This window comes from Chryseobacterium rhizoplanae (genome assembly GCF_900182655.1).
Taxonomy (GTDB): Bacteria; Bacteroidota; Bacteroidia; order Flavobacteriales; family Weeksellaceae; genus Chryseobacterium; species Chryseobacterium rhizoplanae.
Genome location: NZ_FXTC01000005.1, coordinates 277,731 through 299,076, shown reverse-complemented (window position 1 = coordinate 299,076; position 21,346 = coordinate 277,731). Strand labels below are relative to the sequence as shown.

The window sequence follows — 21,346 nt, the reverse complement described above, 5'->3', positions numbered from 1 at the left end:
TGTTTTTCTATAGGTGTTTAATTCAGTATTAACTAAAAAATTAAATATTCAATCCGGAAAAATAAGACTACAAAAACTTGCGAAAGCTTACACAAAACACAATATTACGATGAAAAAAATACAAAGATCTCTAATCTTGTTTATTATGGCAATTATTTATACAAAAGCTCCAGCACAAATTGTTCTCACCAAAACACAAACTGCTGATAATGAATTTGAAGTTTCCTTAAAACCTCTTTTACAAGCAAACTATGGAATTACGTTTCAAAATATGAGTGCGGCTGACGGCTTTGTTCCGCAAGCCATAGAAGTTCCTCAGCGTGATGATGCAAGGGGATATTTCAGTATGAAACAGACCACGATAGGATTAGAAATAAAGAAAGAGAGTACTACTAAAGAAAATTCCTTTTATTCTTATCTTGAAATAGATTTTTACGGTAAGAACGGAGCGACAGCACCAAGATTTAAGCATGGTTTTATCCGTTGGAAAGGATTGACAATCGGACAGACAGCAAGTAACTTTTCTGATACTGAAATTTTTCCCAATATTTTTGACTTCAACGGGCCTAGTGGATTACTGTATTCCCGTAGAATACAGGTAAGCTATAGTACTCATTTTTCAAAAAAGGAAACGCTCTCGTTATCTCTCGAGGATCCCAATACTCCAAGTATTTCTCTTCCTTCAAATAATTATCTGGGATGGAGAAAAAGAGCTATACTTCCGTCATTATCAGGAGTGTACAGGTATGGAGATGAAAGAAGCTATATTAAAGCAGGGGCTATTATTATGCCTATCAGCTATGCTATGAAAGAAAATATGGGAGATAATTACAAGACCTGTACTATTGCAGGCTGGGGTGCTATGATATCAGGAAAATTAAGATACGATGAAAGAAATATTTTCAGCTTTGAAAGTTCTTTTGGAAACGGAATAGCTACCTACAATGCTGATCTGAACGGAGAGAAGTATGATGCGGTACCTGACCCTGCTCATAAGAACCTTCTAGAAACACTGCGGTTATTTAACGTAGTTGGAATTTATGAACATTGGTGGAACCCAAAATGGAGTTCTGTTGCTTTTGCTAGCTATTCAAAGGTTGGTGGTAAAGATTTTATTCCGACCGATATGACAAAAATTCTTTACCATATGAGCCTTAACCTTATTTTTCAACCTTACAAAAGATTTAGGATAGGGATTGAAGCCAATTATGGTATAAAACGAACGTTTGACAACCAGAAAGCACCTGCCTGGAAAATTCAGACATCTACCTCTTTACAGCTTTAATAGCAATTTAAGTTTGTTTTTGTAATCAATAACTATTGTACAAATTAATTTACAAAGCTTATACATGCATACTCAATTTAATTAATAATAAATGAATTATATTGCAATTATTAAGTCAAATTTTACACGAAATTTTTAGAGATATAGCTAAAAAATTACAGATCATTAGTGAAAATACTACCCGCTATCTATTGCGGTGAGGATAAGATATTTTTACTTTTACACAGTTGTCTTTAAGCAATCATTTTTATAAGTATATTTTTGTTAGGCTAAATGATTTAAAGATATTTGCTGAATTATCACTTCATCCGGCCGAGATTGATATCTTTGCCGGATTTTTATTAGAATATTTTAAATTGATATATACACTTAATGTGTTAGAAATACATATTGGATTATAAGGTTTCTTAAAAAAAAGTTTTCCAGAACCTGGCGATCTGGAAAATGAATCCTCACTATTAATGTTGTTCAAATTCAAAGAGGCTGTCGTCATTTTGCTCAAAATGATCATTGATTATGCTTTAAACTTGTTAAAACATTATAATATAAAACTAATACCGATTAAATGAAAATTTCAGTAATTATATCAGTCTATAATGCAGAAGAATTTGTTGCAAATGCAGTAAGGTCTGCCCTACAGTTTGAGGAGGTTTGTGAGGTTTTTCTCATAGAATATGGGTCTTCAGATCATTCGCTGACAATATGTGAAAAGCTTGAAGAGGATTATGACAGGATAAAACTTTTTCAGCATAATCAATGCAGGAATAAAGGGAATATAACCAGTAGAAATTTAGGAATTGAAAACGCTTCGGGTGATTTTATTTCTTTTTTAGATGCTAGCAATTATTATCTTCCCAACCGTTTTGATGCTGAGAGAGAGCTTTTAAAGAATCAAAAAGTAGACGGTGTCTATGGAGCAGTTGGAATCCATTATTACTCACAAAGAGCAAAAGAGAAATATTATCATTTATATAAAGATTGCTTAATCCCTTGCTGTAAGAAATGTCATCCCAAGACTTTTATTCCAAGAAGGCTTAATAAGGCTGATTTGTTTGATCAATTCAGTATTGATACGTTAACAGTACGGAAAGATCGTTTGCTTGAAAAAATGCATTATCTTTTTACTTCATATTCAATGCAGGGAGACGTAGAATTTCTGTTGTCACTTTCATATTATTTGGAATTGTACTATGGAATTTTACATGAACCTGTAGCGATGCAAGGAGTTCATGATAGCTGCAAAGTATTATGGATTAGTAATAAAGAAGTTCTTTCTGCCATAACAGAATAAAAGGTTTTTAAATTGGCTCGGCAACCTGCAAACCCTTAAAACATTAGCCAAATAGTTTAAAAGTATAATGATTGTTTTACATATTGACTTATATAAAACCACATGAATTTCTAACATTAAAGGAAAAAATTGAAATAAGTTTGCACATGAGTAATTCTTTGTTATAAATCAGACTAATAAATAGAATAAAAATGTTGCATTTACGAATTATGAAGAAAAAAATTATTAATTAAAGCCATTCTAATTATTGTTATCAATTATTTGTGGGATGTAAAGTTGACCCCTGGCATATTCAGCATGAAATAAACAAAAAAGTAAGGATGTATTAATAAGAGATATGTTACAGTTTAAGAAGCAGATAGAAAATATCTTTAAGATATAAAGGTGTAAATCCAGTGATATTGACTCTTGTTTTTCATGTGTCAATTAGAATATACGCTGTAACAGTGTATGGTCATTGTTACTCATATAATAGTTTTTGTTTGATGCTCATGATCAGTTTTATTTTTTTCAAAAGTGCGGCAAATTGCTCTGCCGCACAGATTTAAACCAAACTCACAAACTTATTTTAATAATGTATTAATGCTTATTACTTTGATAAAATTTTAAAAGCTATAAAACAAATTTAACATTATATTAACAAATGTTAAATTTGGCCTAAATAGTCAAATAAATTCCGCTTAATAGAGAGACTAACGAATTAAATGAATAGGATCTATTCTGAAATACAACGTACAGAATATCCGTACGTGCGGTAGTGTCTTGTTCTGAATTTACCTTACAGTACTGTTTAGTTATTTGTAGAATGCTAACAGTCATATGTTTAAGTTGTCGTAAAAAAACTACATAATATTAGTGATAATCCGATATGTTGTAGTTGGTGTATTATAAATTAAAAAATTACATTTGTTTTAATTTTTCTTAAAGAGATAAAGGAATTCATCTCAGAATTAATAACTAACACAAAATTTTCAGAGCTTATAAGATCGTCATATGAAATTAACGTCTAAATTTCTGATCCTAACTATTGTCAAAATGCGTTTTTAATGATTTATTGAATCTTATCTATAGAAGAATAAAACAGATTATACTAATTGAGCCAAATGAAAACTAACTATCAAATATTAAAAACATGAGAAAAATATATTTATTACCAACGATTTTTTTTGGTAGCTTATTCTATGGACAAACCTTTATAGATGCTTCAGAAGGGCTTATAATCCCTCGTCTGACGGGTAATTTTCTTCAAACAGCAGAATTAAAGGGTGTATATTCCAATGCCAAAGATGCCATTTTGGTATATGTTACCGCCCCCCCTGATCCTGAAAGGCGTACTGGCCAGGTAGAAGGGATAGATTCCAAAGGTTTCTATTATTTTGACGCAGCAAGTAACCGATGGGTAAGGATAATCTCCAGGGGTAGCGCTACAGCAGCTTTATCACAGTTGTTATGTTCTTCTTCTACCAATATAGGTATTTTGGAAGCCACACGGCCAGCTTCTGGGGTCAGTGTTATTGTGCCTTATAATGGTGGAAACGGAGGAGTCTATCCTGCTTTGAGTGTTCCTTCTATGGGTATTACAAATCTTAACGCAACCCTTTATCAAGGAAATCTTAGTGTTGGCGGTGGTTTCTTAGTATTTAACATTACTGGAATACCTCTTACTACAGGCACAGCTATCTTTAACATCAATATTGCGGGTAAAGACTGCAGTTTTAGTCTTCAAGTACAACCGAAAACCAAGTTTGATGATGTAGTAAATGTCTCCATTAACGGTCAAATCCGTCAGATAATGTCAAGAAATTTGGGTGCAAACCCTACGCAGGATCCTGATGTGCCTTCCCAAGCTATTATGGGAGATTATTTTCAATGGGGGAAAAGGAATGCGGTGGCTACGCCTTATACTCCTGATGTGGCCATCGCCGGATGGAGTACAGAAGGAGCAGCTGATAAAGCATGGAATAGTGGTACAGAAACCAATCCATTAAAAACAGTAAACGATCCCTGCCCATCAGGCTTTAGGCTTCCTACCAGAAATGAATGGGTACAGTTTAACAGCGCAAGTACTAGTAGTACTATAGGAACATGGGCTACCACACCAACAAATGGTCCAACTAATTTCACTGCAGCTATTGTATTTAATAATAATGGGAATACTTTAACTCTTCCTGTTAGCGGATACCGTAATGAGGCTTCAGGATCATTACAGAATCGAGCTCGTTTTGGATATTATTGGAGTAGTACTGAGAGTAGCACCAGTGCATATGCCTTAAATTTTGGTATTAGTGCAGTAAATGCCACTGCTTACACTCGTGGAGATGGCTTCTCAATACGCTGTATCAGTGAATAATTTAGTTTACCTAGTCTATCAGTGTTATCTCAATTAAACTACAAGGATAATCATATGGGACTATTGAGCTAACCCTGCAATTGGAAAGGCATTAGCTATTATGTGACATATATATCGAGGTTCTTCAGAAGCAGACGGCCTCTTAACAATAAATAAGAATCATAGAAACATGTGCTTAATACTGTTTGCTTGATAAACTCATTATCTTTTACTTTAACACAGGAAGACATAGAATTTATACTATTTCTTTCATATCATATAGCAGGCAAGACATCTTTTAAAATATCTAACTTAGAATTAATATTGTGAACAATAGATTTATCTATCCTAGTCTTTTTATGATCATACTAATCGATAATATTCTATAATTAAACCCATATAATACTATAGCTGACTTTTTTTATTACAATAATTTAGTTCCTAAGTTTGCATTTTTGAATTTATCTTTCAAGATATGATAATATCTAATGCATTTTTGTCTAAAGTAAAAAAGACATTACTTTTTCTTTTCCTATTTTTTTCACTGGCAGAAATTTTCGGACAAAGAGATACAGAACATTGGGTGGCTCCTTACTTTGACAGTATGGGAAGTTCATATAATCACGGACTCTATTTTTCAACAGATTCATTTACACCATTTACAGTTAAAATTTATAGCAATAATAATCAGATTGGAAGTGTTACTATCAGTAAAGGTTCTCCTGCAACTTTTATCGTAGAACCTAATTACATAAAATTGACTGGAACTTCTGAAGCAGCTTCAAAATCTAATAAGGGAATATATACTGTTGGGGAAAAGCCTTATTTCCTAACGATGCGAATTGCTACAGGTGCTCACGCTGAGATTATCACCTCTAAAGGACGGGCAGGAATAGGAACTGAATTTTTTGCTGCTGTTGCTCCTGTAACCGCGAGTTCCAATAACTATAATTTTACAGCAGGAATTCTGGCGACAGAAGATAATACGACCGTGAATATTTCAGGATATAATCCGGCAATCAGTTTTTTGAATATCGCTTCAACCCCTAGTGTGCTAACGGTAACATTAAACAAAGGACAGTCGTATACTCTTGCAGGTATAACTAATATAACCGCTAACAGAGAAGGATTTATTGGCGCAAAAATTAGTGCTGATAAGCCCATATCCGTTACCAATGGTAATTCCAATGGATTTTTTGCCACTACAGCAAATGATGGTTCTGATCTGATTATGGACCAGTCTATTCCAGTTTCACGTCTTGGAAACGAGTTTGCAATGATTAAAAGTGTTTCTACAAGTCCTTACAATGTGGACGGGGGAATTATTATTGCCACTGAAAATAATACACAGATTTACCTTAATAATGGCACTGTGCCTATTGCAACAATTAACGCGGGACAATATTATAGAATTCTGGCTAATGCGTATATTAATCAGGGGAACGGACATTCTAATATGTATGTCAAAACTTCCAAAAACGTCTATCTCTATCAACTGGTAGGAGTAGGATCCGGAGGTTATACTGGTGGGTATAACCTTATTCCTCCTTTAAACTGCTTCCTGCCAAGAAAAATTGATGAAATCGGGAAGATTAATGAAATGCCCAATATCTCATCCATATCTGTAAGGATGAATATTCTTACACAAACTGGTGCCCATATTACGGTTAACGGTGCTAGTCCAACATCTGTTCAGGGACCATATCCTCTTCAGGGAAATAATGACTGGGTGACTTATTCAATACAGAATATTACAGGAAACACAACTATTACTTCAGATAAAGCGGTTACGGCTGGAATTAACGGAGGTTATAGCAATGCTGGATATGGGGGATATTTTGCAGGTTTTTCTTCAATACCTGTTATTATGAAAAAATCCGGTGAATGTGCACCCAGTATTACTCTTGAGGTTGATGATAGCTATGATACCTACCAGTGGTATCGTAACGGAAGCAGTATTTCAGGAGCTGCCACTAACACATATTCGCCTGCTCAGGGAGGTAATTATACGGTAAGAATAACTGCCGGCTCATGTGAGCCTAAATTTACTCCTGTTTACAAGATTAACAGCTGTTTGAAGGAAACTACGAAGAATGATTCTATCTGCGGGGATCATCTCAATATTGTTCCCCAGTTTTCACAATCTTCACAAACTGTGGTTCCCGGAAGTGTTGTGATCATTACACCACCTTCCCATGGCACAGCAATTGTGGATTCCACAACAGGAAAAATTACTTACACACCTGTTTCAGGATATGTCGGAACTGACACTATTGTATATAAATTTTGCGGGAATGATCCGGAATTTCCGGATTGTGAACAGGTTAGTCTTCATATCAATATTTCAAAAACACCCAATGTTCAAAATACATCACTTAGCAACTGTTCAGTTACGAATACAGCAGTATTTAATTTAAAAGATGCTGAAACGGTTATTTCTTCAGAGCCGGGTGTCAGTTTTTCATATTATCAAAATCTGACTGATGCTAATGCCGGAAATACCAATACGTTATCAAATCCTACTGCTTATTCCTCGGGAAATATTACAATATATGTTCGCGTATCCTATGGTTTCTGTTATAGTATAGCAGAGTTGCAGCTAATTGTCAATACAAAACCTGAGCCTGTTATCAATGTTTCCTCTTCAGTGATTTGTCATGATATTCCTGTTGTACTCACCTCCAGTTTGCCTGTAGGAAACATCTGGTCGACCGGAGAGATGACACAATCCATAACTGTGCATGCAGCAGGGGTATATACGCTGGTGAATGATAACGGATCTTGTAAGAGTGATGCTGTTGCCGCTACCATTGTTAAAGATGAGGATCCGAACTTGCAGATTGCAGGAAATCTTGTATTCTGTGAAGGGGATTCTACGGTATTAACGGCTAATGCGGACGGAACAGGAAATAACTTCCTTTGGTCTAACGGTACTACCGGAAATACCCTTACTGTGACAACACCAGGAACCTATACAGTAACACTTACTACTGCTTTAGGATGTCAATACCAGCATGCGGTAACAGTGAAGATGGATTCTTTGATTGTTGTTAATATAGCTCCACCCACAAAGACTATTACATGTAATGAAACAAGCATCACGTTAGATGCAACAGGGTCTGTATACCAACCCGGTGCAGCTTTTTTTTGGACAGCAGGCTCTGGTGGAAATATTGTTTCAGGAGAGAATACTTTAACCCCTTTAGTTAACAAAGGTGGTGTTTACACATTAAGCATCAGCAGTTCAACACCTATGGGATGTGTAAAGATGGGTTCAGTCACCGTTTTAGAAGATACTGTTCCTCCTCCGGTAGTTATAACAGCTCAGCAGCTGACAATTTGTAAAGGGTATTCTGTTACTTTGACTGCTTCCGGAGCACAGACCTACATATGGACAGGATTATCAGGAAATGGCAATACACAGATTGTTTCCCCTGATGTTACCACAACATATCATGTTGAAGGAGTAGGACAGAATGGATGTTCTGCTCAGGCAGATATTACAATTACTGTCGTTCCAGCCATAACGTCCCTTCTTCGGGATATCGAAATCTGTCAGGGGCAGAAAGGAGTACTTGATGCCGGTAATGGTCCCAATTATACTTATCACTGGAGCACTGGAGAAACAACAAGAACGATTTCAGTTACTCAGGCAGGAACCTATACTGTTATCATCAGCAATGGAGTTTGCTCAAAATCATATTCGTCTGATGTTGCCTATATCCATGTTCCGGAGATTCTTGAGGTCATATACGAAAATGATGCTTTGAAGATTTTTGTCAAAAACCATGAAAATCTTCCTTTAGAATTTTCTATTGATGATGGAGTGTTATGGCAAAGTTCAGATATATTTTATAATGTCAATAAAAATACAGAATACACAATCAGAATAAGAAATATGGGGATTCTTTGTGATACCTCAGTACAGTATTATACGTTTTTCTTACCTAATGCTTTTACCCCTAACGGAGACGGGATTAATGATGTGATCAGTTTTGCAGGAATCGCAAAACTCAAAAACTTCTCAGCCGTTATTGTTGATAGGTATGGAAGGCAAATGTTTAAGGGCACAGAAAGTAATTTCATCTGGGACGGAAAATATTTAGGTGGGTCTATTCCCACTGCTTCCTATTGGTATACTGTTTCATGGGATGACCGTATCAACGGAAAGCCTGTCACCAAATCAGGATGGATACTACTGCAGAATAGAAATAATAATTGATCAAGCATATTTGTAATTTTGATTTCAACTTCTAAAGCTTTTATATTGCTCAGAATATACTATTTTTTAAACCATATAGTTGTATAACTATGGTTTATTGGTATTAATACGATGTGAAAAAGTGAATATATTTCAAAGTAAGCTTTTAAATTTGTTATGTAGTTTCATTAACATTAAGATAAAGAAATTAATCAATAAAAAATGCTATTAAGATAAATATCATATTAAGAGACCAAAGCAACAATAGGTTCTATGAATAGATTATTTAAATTTTTGATTTTAATGATCTCTATAGACCGGTTAATTTTTATTGTATAAAAGTTCTATAGTTCTAATTAGCAAGCTTTCATGCTGTTTTTTCATGGTAGTGATTATTTTATATAAGCCATTATATAAAACTATAATAGTTTCAGGATAGGTATAGAGGTGAAAGTTTAATTTTGCAACTCTATTAATAAAATAGATTTCAATTAATCTGTTAATTACAAATCAATACTTATGAGCAAAATGAAGCGAAGTGACGGGAGATACTGGAATAATATAGCAAAAGATTACAATTCACTGTATGCCGATAATTGGAGCAAGGAAGAAAATTTATTTATTCAGAAACTATTGAAAACTTTTATCTGTGATCATCATAAAATCCTTGATCTGGGATGTGGTACAGGATTAGGATATGAATTATGCACCGCCAGTAATAAAAAGATTAAATATACAGGTCTGGATATTTCTGAACATATGATACGGCTTCTCAGGTCTCAGCACCCGGAAGTGGGATATATAGAAGGTTCTATGAGTAATTTGAGTCAGCTTAATGATAATTATTTTGATCTTATTGTCAGTATTTTTACCTCTTTCTCCTATACTGATGATGTTTCCAAAACAAGACAAGAAATGTTCAGAGTATTAAAACCCGGAGGAACGGTTGTGATTTCTGTTTTAAGCAAATGGTCTTTAAGACGAATATTTGCATTTAAATTTTTGGGCATTGAAAAATACAAGACCAGAAAAAGCAAAGGTGCTGATTACTGCCTGGCAAAAGTATTTAGTAAAAAAGATATCACTGCATTTGAGCAGGATTTTATCGTGGAAGAGATACTGGGCTATAATTCTTTCGGAGGAATAAATTTTCTGACCAAAAACAACAGGTTCTGGAATATTAGCCGTATCATATCAAAGTTATTTCCTCAGACAAGTCATGAACTTATTGTAATTCTGAAAAAAAGGATGGTATCATGCTCAGCTGAGATCAGTGAAGCAGTATAAGAGCAGTTAACATATGACGGATACTGATTCCATCATAATCCTGAAATACATGTAGTGATTATTTTACATTTAAATCTATATAAAACTATATGAATCTCGTTTATAGTCTGCCTTATATGCTTTAAGTTTGCAATAGACAATGTTTGAAATATATTTCACATTTTAACAGTTATGAAATTTTTCAGAAAATTGTATGACAAGCATTAAGCTAACTATTCAATTAGTATAATTACTTTGCCTGAATTAAACACTCTGGTTTTGTTTCTGCAGTTTTGTTTCATGGACTAATTTTCTGCAGGGCAACATAAGCACAGTGTGATTGTACATTTGGATATACAACTTTTTATTGTCATTATTTGTGTGTTAGCCGGAGACCAACTCCGGTTTTTTATTTCCATAAAAAAGCTCAGCAAATATAAACAATTAAATGATATCTGCCATTAAAAATACCAGATATCAAAAAAAATGCTGGATTCTAAGCACTTTTTCGCTTCTTAAACTTTATATTTTATTGACCTGATAAAATACCTCGGACAGGGAGAAGCTGTTCTATTTATATTGGCAAAACAAAAAAACCTCTCTGATTACAGAGAGGTTTTGTATCTAATTAAATTTTATGCTTTTTGGTGTCCTGTACTTTTAGTAAAGTAAATAATAAATATAATTGCTACGATACCAAGCGCATATATATACATATCAATCGGTGAGGCAGGAGCTCCAGGTCCAACAGGCCCTGTACCCCCTCCTCCGCCATTTGGATTTCCTCCTGGCCCAACTGGTCCTGTACCTTTCATTACTACGGTTGTTTCTTCTGCATAAATCCATATAGCTGAGAAAAGAAGGAAGGAAATTGATAATAGCTTATTTATGATTTTCATATATTTTATTTTAAGATTTTTGTATTAACAACTTCTCCTTTATCTGAAACCACTTTCACTATGTATGCATTTTTAACTTTACCATCTAATTCAATTACAAAATCAGTTGAAGTATTCACTGCTTTTTTAGAAATTACCAGTTTTCCACTCATATCATACACTTCAATATCAGCTTTTTTCCAGGCCGGATCAAATCTGACAATATAGTTTGTAATCTGTGGATTATAAACCACTATTGTTTTTGAAGGAGCTACAGTATTACCTGTTGCCAGAACAGCAGTGTTAGGGGTATCATAATATAGGTTAAGCAGATCTGTAGTAGCTGGGATTATATCTCCTTGTTTAATCGGTTGGGCATTTCCTCCAGTTACATTATAATAAAATCCAAGACCACTAGATAGGGCGAAGGTTGAATTGTTTATCAATTGTGCATTTTCTCTTACTTCAAATTTGTAAGATTTAACTCTCGTCAGATCACTATTTTTTAATACAATATTCTTTCCCTGAAAGTTGCTTTCGTTAGCTTCATTGATATATAACTGATACACATCTTTATAGTTGTTATCAATTCCACCACCTGGAGCTTCTTCATAAGTATATATGAGACTGGATGAATTTGCAACCTGAATTCTTGAACTTGTTGAGTGTCCTGTGTTTCCATTGGCATAGACAACATAATATGTTTTTGCCACTTCATTTCCATTGGCATCAAGACCAATAACACCTAATTGCTTTACGGTATTTGTCGTCGGATTATTTTTATTTGCATTTACATTGTAATCCGTACCACCGGATCTGCTATAATAATTAAATCTTCTGAGATTTGAAAAATTAAGCTGATCGGCTGCAGTATTATCATTAAGCTTAATAGCGAAAGTTCCTAATGGTCTGATTACCATATAGTCGACATCTCCTGTTGGAATGCCTGCATTAAATGTAACAAATTTATCAGGGCCGGTACTTATGGTACCGCCACTATTCGTAGTTACCGTTCCGGGCTGTAATTTAATTCCATAAATTGTACTTAAATAAACACCATCTCCGTTTGCAGCTGGTTCATTATAAGCGACATTTGTTAAATCTAAGTTTGTCAGGAATGGATTAGCCAAAGAATATATATTTCTACCAAAATTGCCTTGCCATTCAGTTCCGCCAGAGGCAATTTCAAAAACATCCTGTATATAACTGTTATAATACTCGTTATAAGAGTTTTTCTGAGCACCTGTTGGTCCAAAGTTGATACCAGCTGCCGCATTTTGTAAAGTTATAGCAGCTCCGATATCTGTTAGCGGACGTCCTTTTAGAGTTCTTGTTGTGTTGCTTACATCAAGATTTAGCCCTCCTAGCATATAATATGTTGAACCGGGAGTTGCTACTCCGAATTTAGAGCTTAAACCAAAATTAGTCGATTCAGTGTTGCTGTTATTTGACCAAAGTATTTCATTTTGAGAATACCTGGATTGCACAAATGTCTTTCCTAATTCTGCACTTAATGTAGAAGCCGTTTTATCATAAAAAGGAAGTCCAATTTGTTGATAACTTCCATGTTTTATTGATCTGAACTCCTGGTCTACAATACCTGTAATATTAGCTTGTGGGATCCCACTAATATACAGTTGCCCATAAGTATAAACAGGGGTAGCAGAAGGACTGTTTACATTGACAGAAGCGTAAGCAGTGGGTTCGTTAAGTTTGTTAATAAAATTACCTGTTACTGAGCCTTCTGTTTTGTCTGCTCCTCCTGTAGTGATCGTTTTAAAGGAGTCTGAAGTAGTACCTGAAACAATAACGTTTCCGTGGTTTTCAATGGTACCAGTTCCTCTTGTTTGTAACCCCCCACCGTTGTAAAGCAGTGTACCTTTACTTACAAAAGTTATAGCAGTGTCATCTACATGAAGTAGAACGTTCTGCGCCTGAACAGAACCTATTGCTGCTAATAAACCAATAGCTGATAAACTTTTTTTCATTAGTATAGTTATTTTGTGTTAAACAAATTTTTAAAAATCAAAATTCACATACTTATATCTCATAGTTACAAGCCGCTATAAAAAATACGTTTTGTAAATTCTTATACAAATGTAAAAAGTATAGTTATTGAATAGGTTTTGAACTGTATAGTATTTTCGTTATTTAATTGTAGTATTTTAACTATAATATTGTTTTTATTTGTAGTTTTAATAATTATATTTGTTTTTTACTGCGTGATTAATCATGGGTTGTCAGTGCGAAATTTTGTAATTGTGAATAGAGGTTATAAGTTTATCTAGAATATGAACAGTTATATAGAGCTGTGTATGATAAATAATTTATTGTTAAAAATTCCAAAGATGAATTATTGATATCATTTCTATTGAACATTCAATTTATCCTCATAAATTCATATTCTCTGAATATTTTTTCAAACAATGGAATAAACTTCATTTCCCAATTGTATGCTCATTTTTTTTTTTTTTTCTTTTTTTTCATATTGTTAAATTTATATATGGATTTTGTGGAATTTGCGAAAGCGTAGTGTTATTTTACGAAGCTATAATAATTAGGTGATTTTGGAATAATATACTTCTAAATTTGTACATGATATAGCAGTTAATTGTTTTTCTGTAGTATTAGGGTTAATAAAGAGTCTGATAAATTAAAGTGAATCAATTAACAGATAATAAAACAATCAATTATATTATTTCGAAAACCTAAAATTTAATGCATTATGGAAAAGAAAATTATTTTAATAATTATTCTTATAGGTAAATGGCTCCAGCCTGTTGAAGGTATGGAAAACGGAAAACAAGGATTTTAGCTCTCCGAAGATGTTACTGCTACTTCTCTTAATGTGCATACATTTTTGTATGAAAAATGGCACAACTCTCATAATACTCTTTTCTTAACTTATCGTACTCAAGATGTAAAACTGATTTCAAAAGGTATCGATACGCTCATTATTAAAAAACTGGATAATGACATGGTAGTAGTTTTTCCTGCTGGAGTTACCACGGAAAATAAACAAGCCTATATGAAAAAGAAATAATACTACTTCGACAGAATTTAAAATTTTTTGGCAAAAGTTAGCAATAATCTAGATGCTATATATCGGAAGAAACAATTTTGTTTCTTCGCTTTTTTTTTAGATGCTTGGGATTTTATAAAATTTTTTATAATTATTACCATTTTTATAAGAAAGTTAGTTTTATTTAAGCTTTTGTTAGTTAAAAAACTACATGTGTTAGTGATAATACGACTGACTGATAATAAGTTACTTGAAAACAACTTTTTATATTTGTTGTGCAAAGGATCTCACATGATTCTTAAAAATTGATAACAAATAAATTAAAATTATATAACGATGAGAAAATTGTATTTATTACCAATAATTTGTTTTGGTACCTTATCTTTCGGTCAGGTTGGTGTTAATAATGTTGTACCTAAATCAACCCTGGATGTACAGAGTAAAACAATAGATGGAAGCCGTTCTGAAGGATTTCTCCTTCCACGAGTAACTGGTAATGCTTTGCATGATGCAGAAGCAGCAGGAGTATATGGAGCAGATCAGGATGTTACATTGGTGTATGTCACTCAGGAGCCTGATCCTGATAATCGTATAGGGCAAACGGAGGGGATGGATTCTCCAGGCTTCTATTATTTTAATGCTGGCAGCAACCGTTGGGTAAAAATGCTGGCCAGTGGCATCAATACGGCTGCTATAACTCAGTTAGTGTGTTCATCCTCCAGCGATATCGGAATACTGCAGTCAGGAGTAGCCGCTGCGGGAGTAAATACTGTAATTCCGTACAACGGAGGTAACGGAGGTGTTTATTCTGCAATAAGTATTCCCTCCATCGGAGTAACAGGACTTACTGCTGTACTTCCTTCAGGAACACTTAATCATGGTAGTGGTTCATTAAATTTCACTATTATTGGTACACCGTCGGGAGTTGGTACAGCTGTTTTCACTCTCGATATAGGGGGGGAGACCTGTGGCTTTAGCCGTAATGTGCAGGCAGGAGGGTCATTCACAGATGTGGTTGATGTGATTGTTAATGGACAAACACGGCAAATGATGACCCGTAATCTTGGAGCCGATCCAACAAAAGATCCTAATACTCCTGTTCAGGCAATCTTTGGTAATTTTTATCAATGGGGTAAACTTAATCCTGTAGCAACCGCTTATACTGCTGCAGGTTCAATTCCGGGTTGGTATACATCCCATGCACCTAACAGATCATGGAATAGTGGTACAGAAGCAGTTCCTATAAAGACCGCTAAAGATCCTTGTCCTTCTGGCTTTCGTATACCAACACGAAATGAATGGGTCGGATTTAATAATGCAAGTACCAATAGTAATATAGGTACATGGGCTACTGGTACAACAGATGGTGCTACCAATTTTACCGCTGCTAAAGTGTTTGTTAATAATGGAAATACCTTAACTTTCCCTATTGTTGGTCAACGTAACTATTATGCTGGTGGATTAATTAACCGATCTTTTGCGGCAGGGTACTGGAGTAGTACTGAAAATGGCAGCGGGCAGGGCTTTAGTATGACGTTGATATCTAGCGCAGTAAACCCGTCTAATATTAATACTACTCGCAGTAATGGATTTGCATTACGTTGTATTTCGCAGTAATTTTTATTCGTATATTCTTTTTGAACTTTGATTTTAAGTGTAATTAATTTATTATGCTGACAATAATCAAATATAAATAGGTATACAATCAGAGCGATTAAAAGCTTTTAATTTAAACAATATTTGCAATGAAAAAAATATATTTATTACCAACAGTTTTCTTAGGTATATTGTCTTATGGACAACTGGGAATCAATAATAGCGACCCAAAATCCACTTTAGATGTGGTTAGTAAAACCACTGATGGCAGTACTGCTGAAGGTTTTATCCTTCCCCGCGTAACCGGTAATGCTTTAAAAGCAGCTGAAGTTGCTGGTGTGTATGGTGAAGACCAGAATGCTGTGCTTGTATATGTTACTGAAGAACCTGATCCTGATAATCGTACGGGACAGGTAGAGGGTATGGATTCTCCCGGGTTTTATTACTTTGATGCGGGTAGTAATCGATGGTTAAAGATGGCATTAGCGGTTACGGCTACAGCCCATATCACACAACTTATGTGCTCATCTTCCAGCGATTCTGGTTTTCTGGAAGAAGGAGAACCTGCTTCCGGAGTAAATACAAGTATTCCCTATAATGGTGGTAATGGAGGTACCTATGATGCAATCAGTATTCCTTCAACAGGAGTAACAGGGCTTACAGCCATACTTCCTTCAGGGACACTTAATAATGGCAGTGGAACGTTGAATTTTACCATTATTGGTACACCTCTAACGGCAGGCACAGCAGTGTTTGATCTTACTATAGGTGGTGAATCTTGTGGTTTTAGTCGTACTGTAGTAGCCAGTAGTTCTTTTGCTGATCAGGTTAATGTACTCATTAACGGACAGACAAGACAGATGTTAACGCGTAACCTTGGGGCTGACCCTTCACAAGACCCTAATGTCCCTAGTCAGTCAATAATGGGAAATTATTATCAATGGGGTAAAAAGAACCCTGTAGCCACTGCTTATACTTCTAGTGCTTCCATTTCAGGATGGAGTACTTCAACAGCAGCCAACAAATCATGGAACAGTGGTACGGAAGCAACACCAGTTAAAACGGCAAATGATCCTTGTCCTACCGGGTTCAGAGTGCCTACCAGAAATGAATGGTTACAATTTAACAGTGCAAGTACAAATACAACTATAGGAACATGGGTTACAGCAGCAACAAATGGCTCTACTAATTTCAGTGCAGCTATAGTATTCAGTAATAATGGGACAACATTAACTTTGCCTACTGGTGGGTATCGTAATGAGACTACTGGATCATTACAGAATAGAGCTCGTTTTGGATATTATTGGAGCAATACTGAAAGTAGTACAAATGCATTTGCTATTAATTTCGGTGTCAGTGCGATAAATTTAACTGCATACACGCGTGCAGATGGTTTTATAGTGCGTTGTATCAGTGAATAAGTTGTTATTTTATAATCACTTATCACTTTATTTTAAAATTCCATAACTCTGTGTGGTAAAATGTTTTTTTTTGTCGCACATTAAAATATAGAATTATAAAAATTTATAAATCGAATTTGACTTAAAAATAAATTAAGTTAATGCCTCACTCTAATTAGTTTCATATTTGATATCATTCTGATCATATTGGTATTGTATTTAATTTCCTGTGGAGAATGGTAATGCAAAATCCTTTAAAGATTGAACATATGAGCTTTTTAAGCTTTGTCCATGCACATGTGAAATGTAAATAATGTATAAAAAAATAAATAGTTTTATAATATTTCTTCTTTTATGTGGTAATGAATTAGCTGGCCTTTAGGTCAGCTTTTCTCTTGTGTCCTGGGCGATATTTTCAAAAAAAGGAATTTTTCTCTAAAAAATTATTTAACAGGTAAGATCAGGCTCATCTATAGAATCGGCAAAAGCTATGCATAGTTGTCTAACTCCGGAGTGAAAAAAATAAAACATTTATTTCTGAATTGGTCTTTATCAATAATCATTTTGGCTTTGATCTTATTATTTACCAATTAGATTTCCATTACAAATTTTCTCTTTAATCCAACTTTTTCCAATCTGCACTATTGCCAACTAGACATCGAGATTCAGATTGTTGTTGTTAAATAACTATAATGGGGATGTATTTTTAAATATAATCAAAGTTTACCCTCGCAAATAATCATTATGAAACCTTTCTCAATAACTTTAGGAATTCTCTGCATTACTAATCCTTTATATTGTATGTTGATCTTGCAGTATAATTACAGTTTCTATTCTTACTCCTCGATGCTCATTGGCTATTAATATATTTCTTTTTCCATCATGGTACCTATTATTTAGGGATTTTTATTTCAACGATGGTTCCTTTAGGAATGTTATTCTTAAAATTAATCTGAGAATTGATCTTATCTAAGAGCAGCAGAACAAATTTAAGACCATAACCTGAACCTTTAAGTTTTACCTCTTCAATAGGAATTTTATATATATTATTATAATGATCTAGCTGCTCTGCAGACATTCCTTTTCCATTATCAGAAATTTTAATGGAAAAGAAGCTATCATTATCCACTGTATCGAGTATTATTTTGCCCTGGCTTGTATTTTTGACTGCATTATCAATAATATTGTGCACGATCGCAGATATAACAGAACGGTTGACTTTTGAGTACAGAAGTTCATTTTGATTATATTCAATAATGGTATTATTGTCCTGGGCGATATTTTCAAAAAAAGATTTTTTCTCCTCCAGAACGTCATTTAAGAGGTAAGGAATTGTCTCATCTACGGTATTAGAAAAAAGGTATGCATAATTGCCTAGCTCCAGAGTGAAATGATAAAGCATTTCTGAGGATTTGTGTATGCTGTGAAGATACTTTTTCTGGATTTCCAGATTATCGGTATCATCGAGTTTTTTAGAGAGATGTGAAAGGTGTTTGATCGGAGTGGAAATATCATGAGATATTGCTTCAATAAGTTTTTCGCGGATAACAGTACTGTTATTGATTTCTTCTTTTTGGGCATTTATTTCTAAATTGGCCTTTATCAATAGTTCATTTTTGACTTTAAGTTGATTATTGGTTAATTTGATGATCAAAACGGTGATCAACAAAGCGATAAAGATCATCAATATTTTAAAGTACTGACTTTGATAGAAAAGAAAATCAACTTTAACAATAATTGTCTTATAGGTATAATTGTTGTTTTGCTGTAAATAACGAAATTTAAGCTGGTGATATCCCGGTTCAAGGTTTTCTAATACATATTTTCTCTGTAATCCGAGATCTTTCCAATTTGCACCACCGTCAATCAAGACATCAAGGTCAATATTATTCAGGCTTTTGAAATATGGAAAATCCAGAAAAATCTCAAGAGTAGTGAATCTATTATTAGGTATATGAAGGGTATCTTTAACTATAGGCATTTCTTTATCATCTAGTTTCGCTCTTTCTATAAAGAAATTTGAGTTTTTAGGGTAAAATGACTTTATTTTATCGGGCTTGAAAAACACCAATCCTTCAAGAGAAGGAAGTACCATTTGTCCATTGGGTAAAATACTTCCGATCGGATTTCCTCCTCCGTTTAATTCATTAATGGATAGCCCATCAGCAATAGTATATTGATAATAAGTCACCGGTGTATTTCTATCGGCGGCGAATTGTAAAAGAGTTGCTTTTGGGATTTTAAACAATCCATTGTTTGTCGAAATCCAAAAGTTACCCTGCTTGTCTTCCAATATAGTATGGGGGTCGAGCAGGTAACTTTTTTTATCCAGAGGCATTTTAATCAGCTTATTATTTCTGAAAAGGTAAAACCCATGATTTTTTGTAAGAATCCAAATGTTATTATCAGTGGTCTGTATGATTTTTTTGATAGAAAAGTCAGAAATTTTTCTAATTTCTTTTTTTGCATAATTACCCATATACAGTCCATTCATTCCACCAATAAGCAATTGTTGTTCATCATATTTTTTGAGATCATTTACTGCATAATGAAAGGAAAATAAAAGGTGTGTTTTTTTGAGTTCTTCATCATATTGTGACAGGTAATACTTGTTATCTTTTAATATTATCACATAGAGATGCTTATCTTTCCCATATACGGCATCGATATATTCTGGAATCGGGATAAGTACAGATTTACTATATTGGTACGCCTTAAGACGCTTGTAAAGTTTATGATCTTTTATAAAAAAAATATCATCATGGGTGTTGTTGGCCAGCGAATATTTATCGTAGGCAAAAAAATAATTCTCAATTTCACCTTTTTGAACTGTGCCAAGGTCTGATATACTATCATAAATCGTTCCATCTGGGGTTATGACGCTGCGATTATTAAATGGAAGTGTAGTATAAAAAACATTGTCAGCAAATGGCGATTTTTTTCTGGAGATGCTGAACTGTGGAATGGTAAGTATGTAGAGTCCTTTGGTGAGGCTCCCAAAAAATAAACTGTGGTTTTGTTTATCATATACTATTGTATTGATATAGAGTGATCTGAGTAGCTTATTGAAATTGGCTATATGATTAATTTTTTTTAGATGTAGTTTACCATCAGTGTATTCACTCAAATATATTGTATCCTTATTAATTACAAATACTTGTCCTGAGCCTTGACTCCAGTATATATTGTTTTGCGGATTATTATACAAAGGATCACTATCAATGAAAGATAGTTCACCGTTGGTAATTTTAATAATTTTGCGGTCATTGGATTTAACAATAAAAATATGATTTTCATGGATGAATACATTTCTCATTTCATCCATGGTAAACTGGATTTTTATCTTTTTGGTCACCCCGGTTGAATGATTATAATAGGTAATGAGATCTTTTTCAACAAAGTAAATATCTTTATTTAGATAAATAAAAAAACGGATGCCGGTAAAGAGTTTTGATGAAACAGAATTTTTATTAAATTGGTTATATCGTTTGTAATTATAAAAGATCACTGGTTTCAGGAATTTTGAAGCCATTTTTGTTTTTGATAACTTTCTCTTTGTAATAAAAGCTGTGAAATCTCCATTGGCTTCAACACTAAATATAGAATCCTTTTCTATATTACCAAAAAAGTTTAAGTATCTTTTTTTATTAAAAGACCGGTCTAATGTTAAAAATTGTTGCCCGTCAAAACGTGTAATTCCATTTTCCGTGGAGATCCAGATAAAACCGTACTTATCTTTTATAATATCTTTCACACTATTCTGAGGTAGACCATTGTCAATATTATAATTTTGCCCCATTACTTCAGATTGAGCACACAGTTTACATATAGTAAAAAATAAAATAAGTATGACACTATTTTTCATTCTTTATATCTTTGATCTTAGTTATGTAGTCGGAATTTATTTCGAATAGAAGAAACAATTCACAGTTATTAGCTTTTCGTTTAAATAGCTAATTTAATAATTTTTTTGAGCTGTTTGTTGTATTGTCGGTATTTTTTAAAATAATTAATATAAATAATATATTTTTTTTATTTTTTTGATACCACATATTTAATTCTTTTTAGAATAATTATA

The 21,346-nt window shown here is 33.8% G+C and carries 10 protein-coding genes and 1 pseudogene; 8 read left to right on the top strand and 3 right to left on the bottom strand.

Going from position 1 to position 21,346, the window contains the following annotated elements:
- The first annotated feature begins 145 nt into the window (after positions 1-145).
- From FN817_RS13780 to FN817_RS13760, 5 genes are all read left to right on the top strand, one after another.
- The gene (locus FN817_RS13780; RefSeq protein WP_142718454.1) at positions 146-1,285 is read left to right on the top strand and encodes a DcaP family trimeric outer membrane transporter; all 1,140 of its coding nucleotides are present in this window, start codon (positions 146-148) and stop codon (positions 1,283-1,285) included.
- Positions 1,286-1,850: 565 nt separating this feature from the next.
- The gene (locus FN817_RS13775; protein ID WP_142718453.1) at positions 1,851-2,576 is read left to right on the top strand and encodes a glycosyltransferase family 2 protein; all 726 of its coding nucleotides are present in this window, start codon (positions 1,851-1,853) and stop codon (positions 2,574-2,576) included.
- Positions 2,577-3,708: 1,132 nt separating this feature from the next.
- Complete coding sequence (locus tag FN817_RS13770; RefSeq protein ID WP_142718452.1) at positions 3,709-4,926, top strand: FISUMP domain-containing protein; 1,218 nt, start codon at positions 3,709-3,711, stop codon at positions 4,924-4,926.
- A 454-nt stretch (positions 4,927-5,380) separates the two neighbouring features.
- Complete coding sequence (locus FN817_RS13765; RefSeq protein WP_142718451.1) at positions 5,381-9,127, top strand: T9SS type B sorting domain-containing protein; 3,747 nt, start codon at positions 5,381-5,383, stop codon at positions 9,125-9,127.
- A 498-nt stretch (positions 9,128-9,625) separates the two neighbouring features.
- Complete coding sequence (locus FN817_RS13760) at positions 9,626-10,393, top strand: class I SAM-dependent methyltransferase (protein ID WP_142718450.1); 768 nt, start codon at positions 9,626-9,628, stop codon at positions 10,391-10,393.
- A gap of 614 nt (positions 10,394-11,007) precedes the next feature.
- Here the strand turns inward: FN817_RS13760 and FN817_RS13755 are convergent.
- Both FN817_RS13755 and FN817_RS13750 read right to left on the bottom strand, forming a co-directional pair.
- Positions 11,008-11,271 (bottom strand): signal peptidase, encoded by a 264-nt coding sequence (locus FN817_RS13755; protein WP_228451558.1) that lies wholly within the window; start codon positions 11,269-11,271, stop codon positions 11,008-11,010.
- A gap of 5 nt (positions 11,272-11,276) precedes the next feature.
- On the bottom strand, positions 11,277-13,238 hold the full coding sequence (locus FN817_RS13750) for a T9SS type A sorting domain-containing protein (protein WP_142718449.1): 1,962 nt from the start codon (positions 13,236-13,238) through the stop codon (positions 11,277-11,279).
- Positions 13,239-14,077: 839 nt separating this feature from the next.
- On the opposite strand from FN817_RS13750, the pseudogene FN817_RS23610 reads away from it, so the two are divergent.
- The 3 genes and pseudogenes from FN817_RS23610 to FN817_RS13735 all read left to right on the top strand — a co-directional run.
- Positions 14,078-14,293, top strand: a pseudogene (locus FN817_RS23610) (lipocalin family protein); the annotation flags it as partial.
- A gap of 324 nt (positions 14,294-14,617) precedes the next feature.
- The gene (locus tag FN817_RS13740; protein ID WP_167498869.1) at positions 14,618-15,889 is read left to right on the top strand and encodes an FISUMP domain-containing protein; all 1,272 of its coding nucleotides are present in this window, start codon (positions 14,618-14,620) and stop codon (positions 15,887-15,889) included.
- A gap of 128 nt (positions 15,890-16,017) precedes the next feature.
- Complete coding sequence (locus tag FN817_RS13735) at positions 16,018-17,289, top strand: FISUMP domain-containing protein (RefSeq protein ID WP_142718446.1); 1,272 nt, start codon at positions 16,018-16,020, stop codon at positions 17,287-17,289.
- Between the two features lie 871 nt (positions 17,290-18,160).
- Here the strand turns inward: FN817_RS13735 and FN817_RS13730 are convergent.
- Positions 18,161-21,133: a ligand-binding sensor domain-containing protein gene (locus FN817_RS13730; protein WP_142718445.1), complete on the bottom strand. Its 2,973-nt coding sequence runs from the start codon at positions 21,131-21,133 to the stop codon at positions 18,161-18,163.
- Positions 21,134-21,346 lie beyond the last annotated feature (213 nt).

Bases quoted from the DNA above. Each gene is read 5' to 3' on its own strand.
- FN817_RS13780 (WP_142718454.1), top strand. From the start codon at position 146: ATGGCAATTATTTATACAAAAGCTCCAGCACAAATTGTTCTCACCAAA.
- FN817_RS13775 (WP_142718453.1), top strand. From the start codon at position 1,851: ATGAAAATTTCAGTAATTATATCAGTCTATAATGCAGAAGAATTTGTT.
- FN817_RS13770 (WP_142718452.1), top strand. From the start codon at position 3,709: ATGAGAAAAATATATTTATTACCAACGATTTTTTTTGGTAGCTTATTC.
- FN817_RS13765 (WP_142718451.1), top strand. From the start codon at position 5,381: ATGATAATATCTAATGCATTTTTGTCTAAAGTAAAAAAGACATTACTT.
- FN817_RS13760 (WP_142718450.1), top strand. From the start codon at position 9,626: ATGAGCAAAATGAAGCGAAGTGACGGGAGATACTGGAATAATATAGCA.
- FN817_RS13755 (WP_228451558.1), bottom strand. From the start codon at position 11,271: ATGAAAATCATAAATAAGCTATTATCAATTTCCTTCCTTCTTTTCTCA.
- FN817_RS13750 (WP_142718449.1), bottom strand. From the start codon at position 13,238: ATGAAAAAAAGTTTATCAGCTATTGGTTTATTAGCAGCAATAGGTTCT.
- FN817_RS13735 (WP_142718446.1), top strand. From the start codon at position 16,018: ATGAAAAAAATATATTTATTACCAACAGTTTTCTTAGGTATATTGTCT.
- FN817_RS13730 (WP_142718445.1), bottom strand. From the start codon at position 21,133: ATGAAAAATAGTGTCATACTTATTTTATTTTTTACTATATGTAAACTG.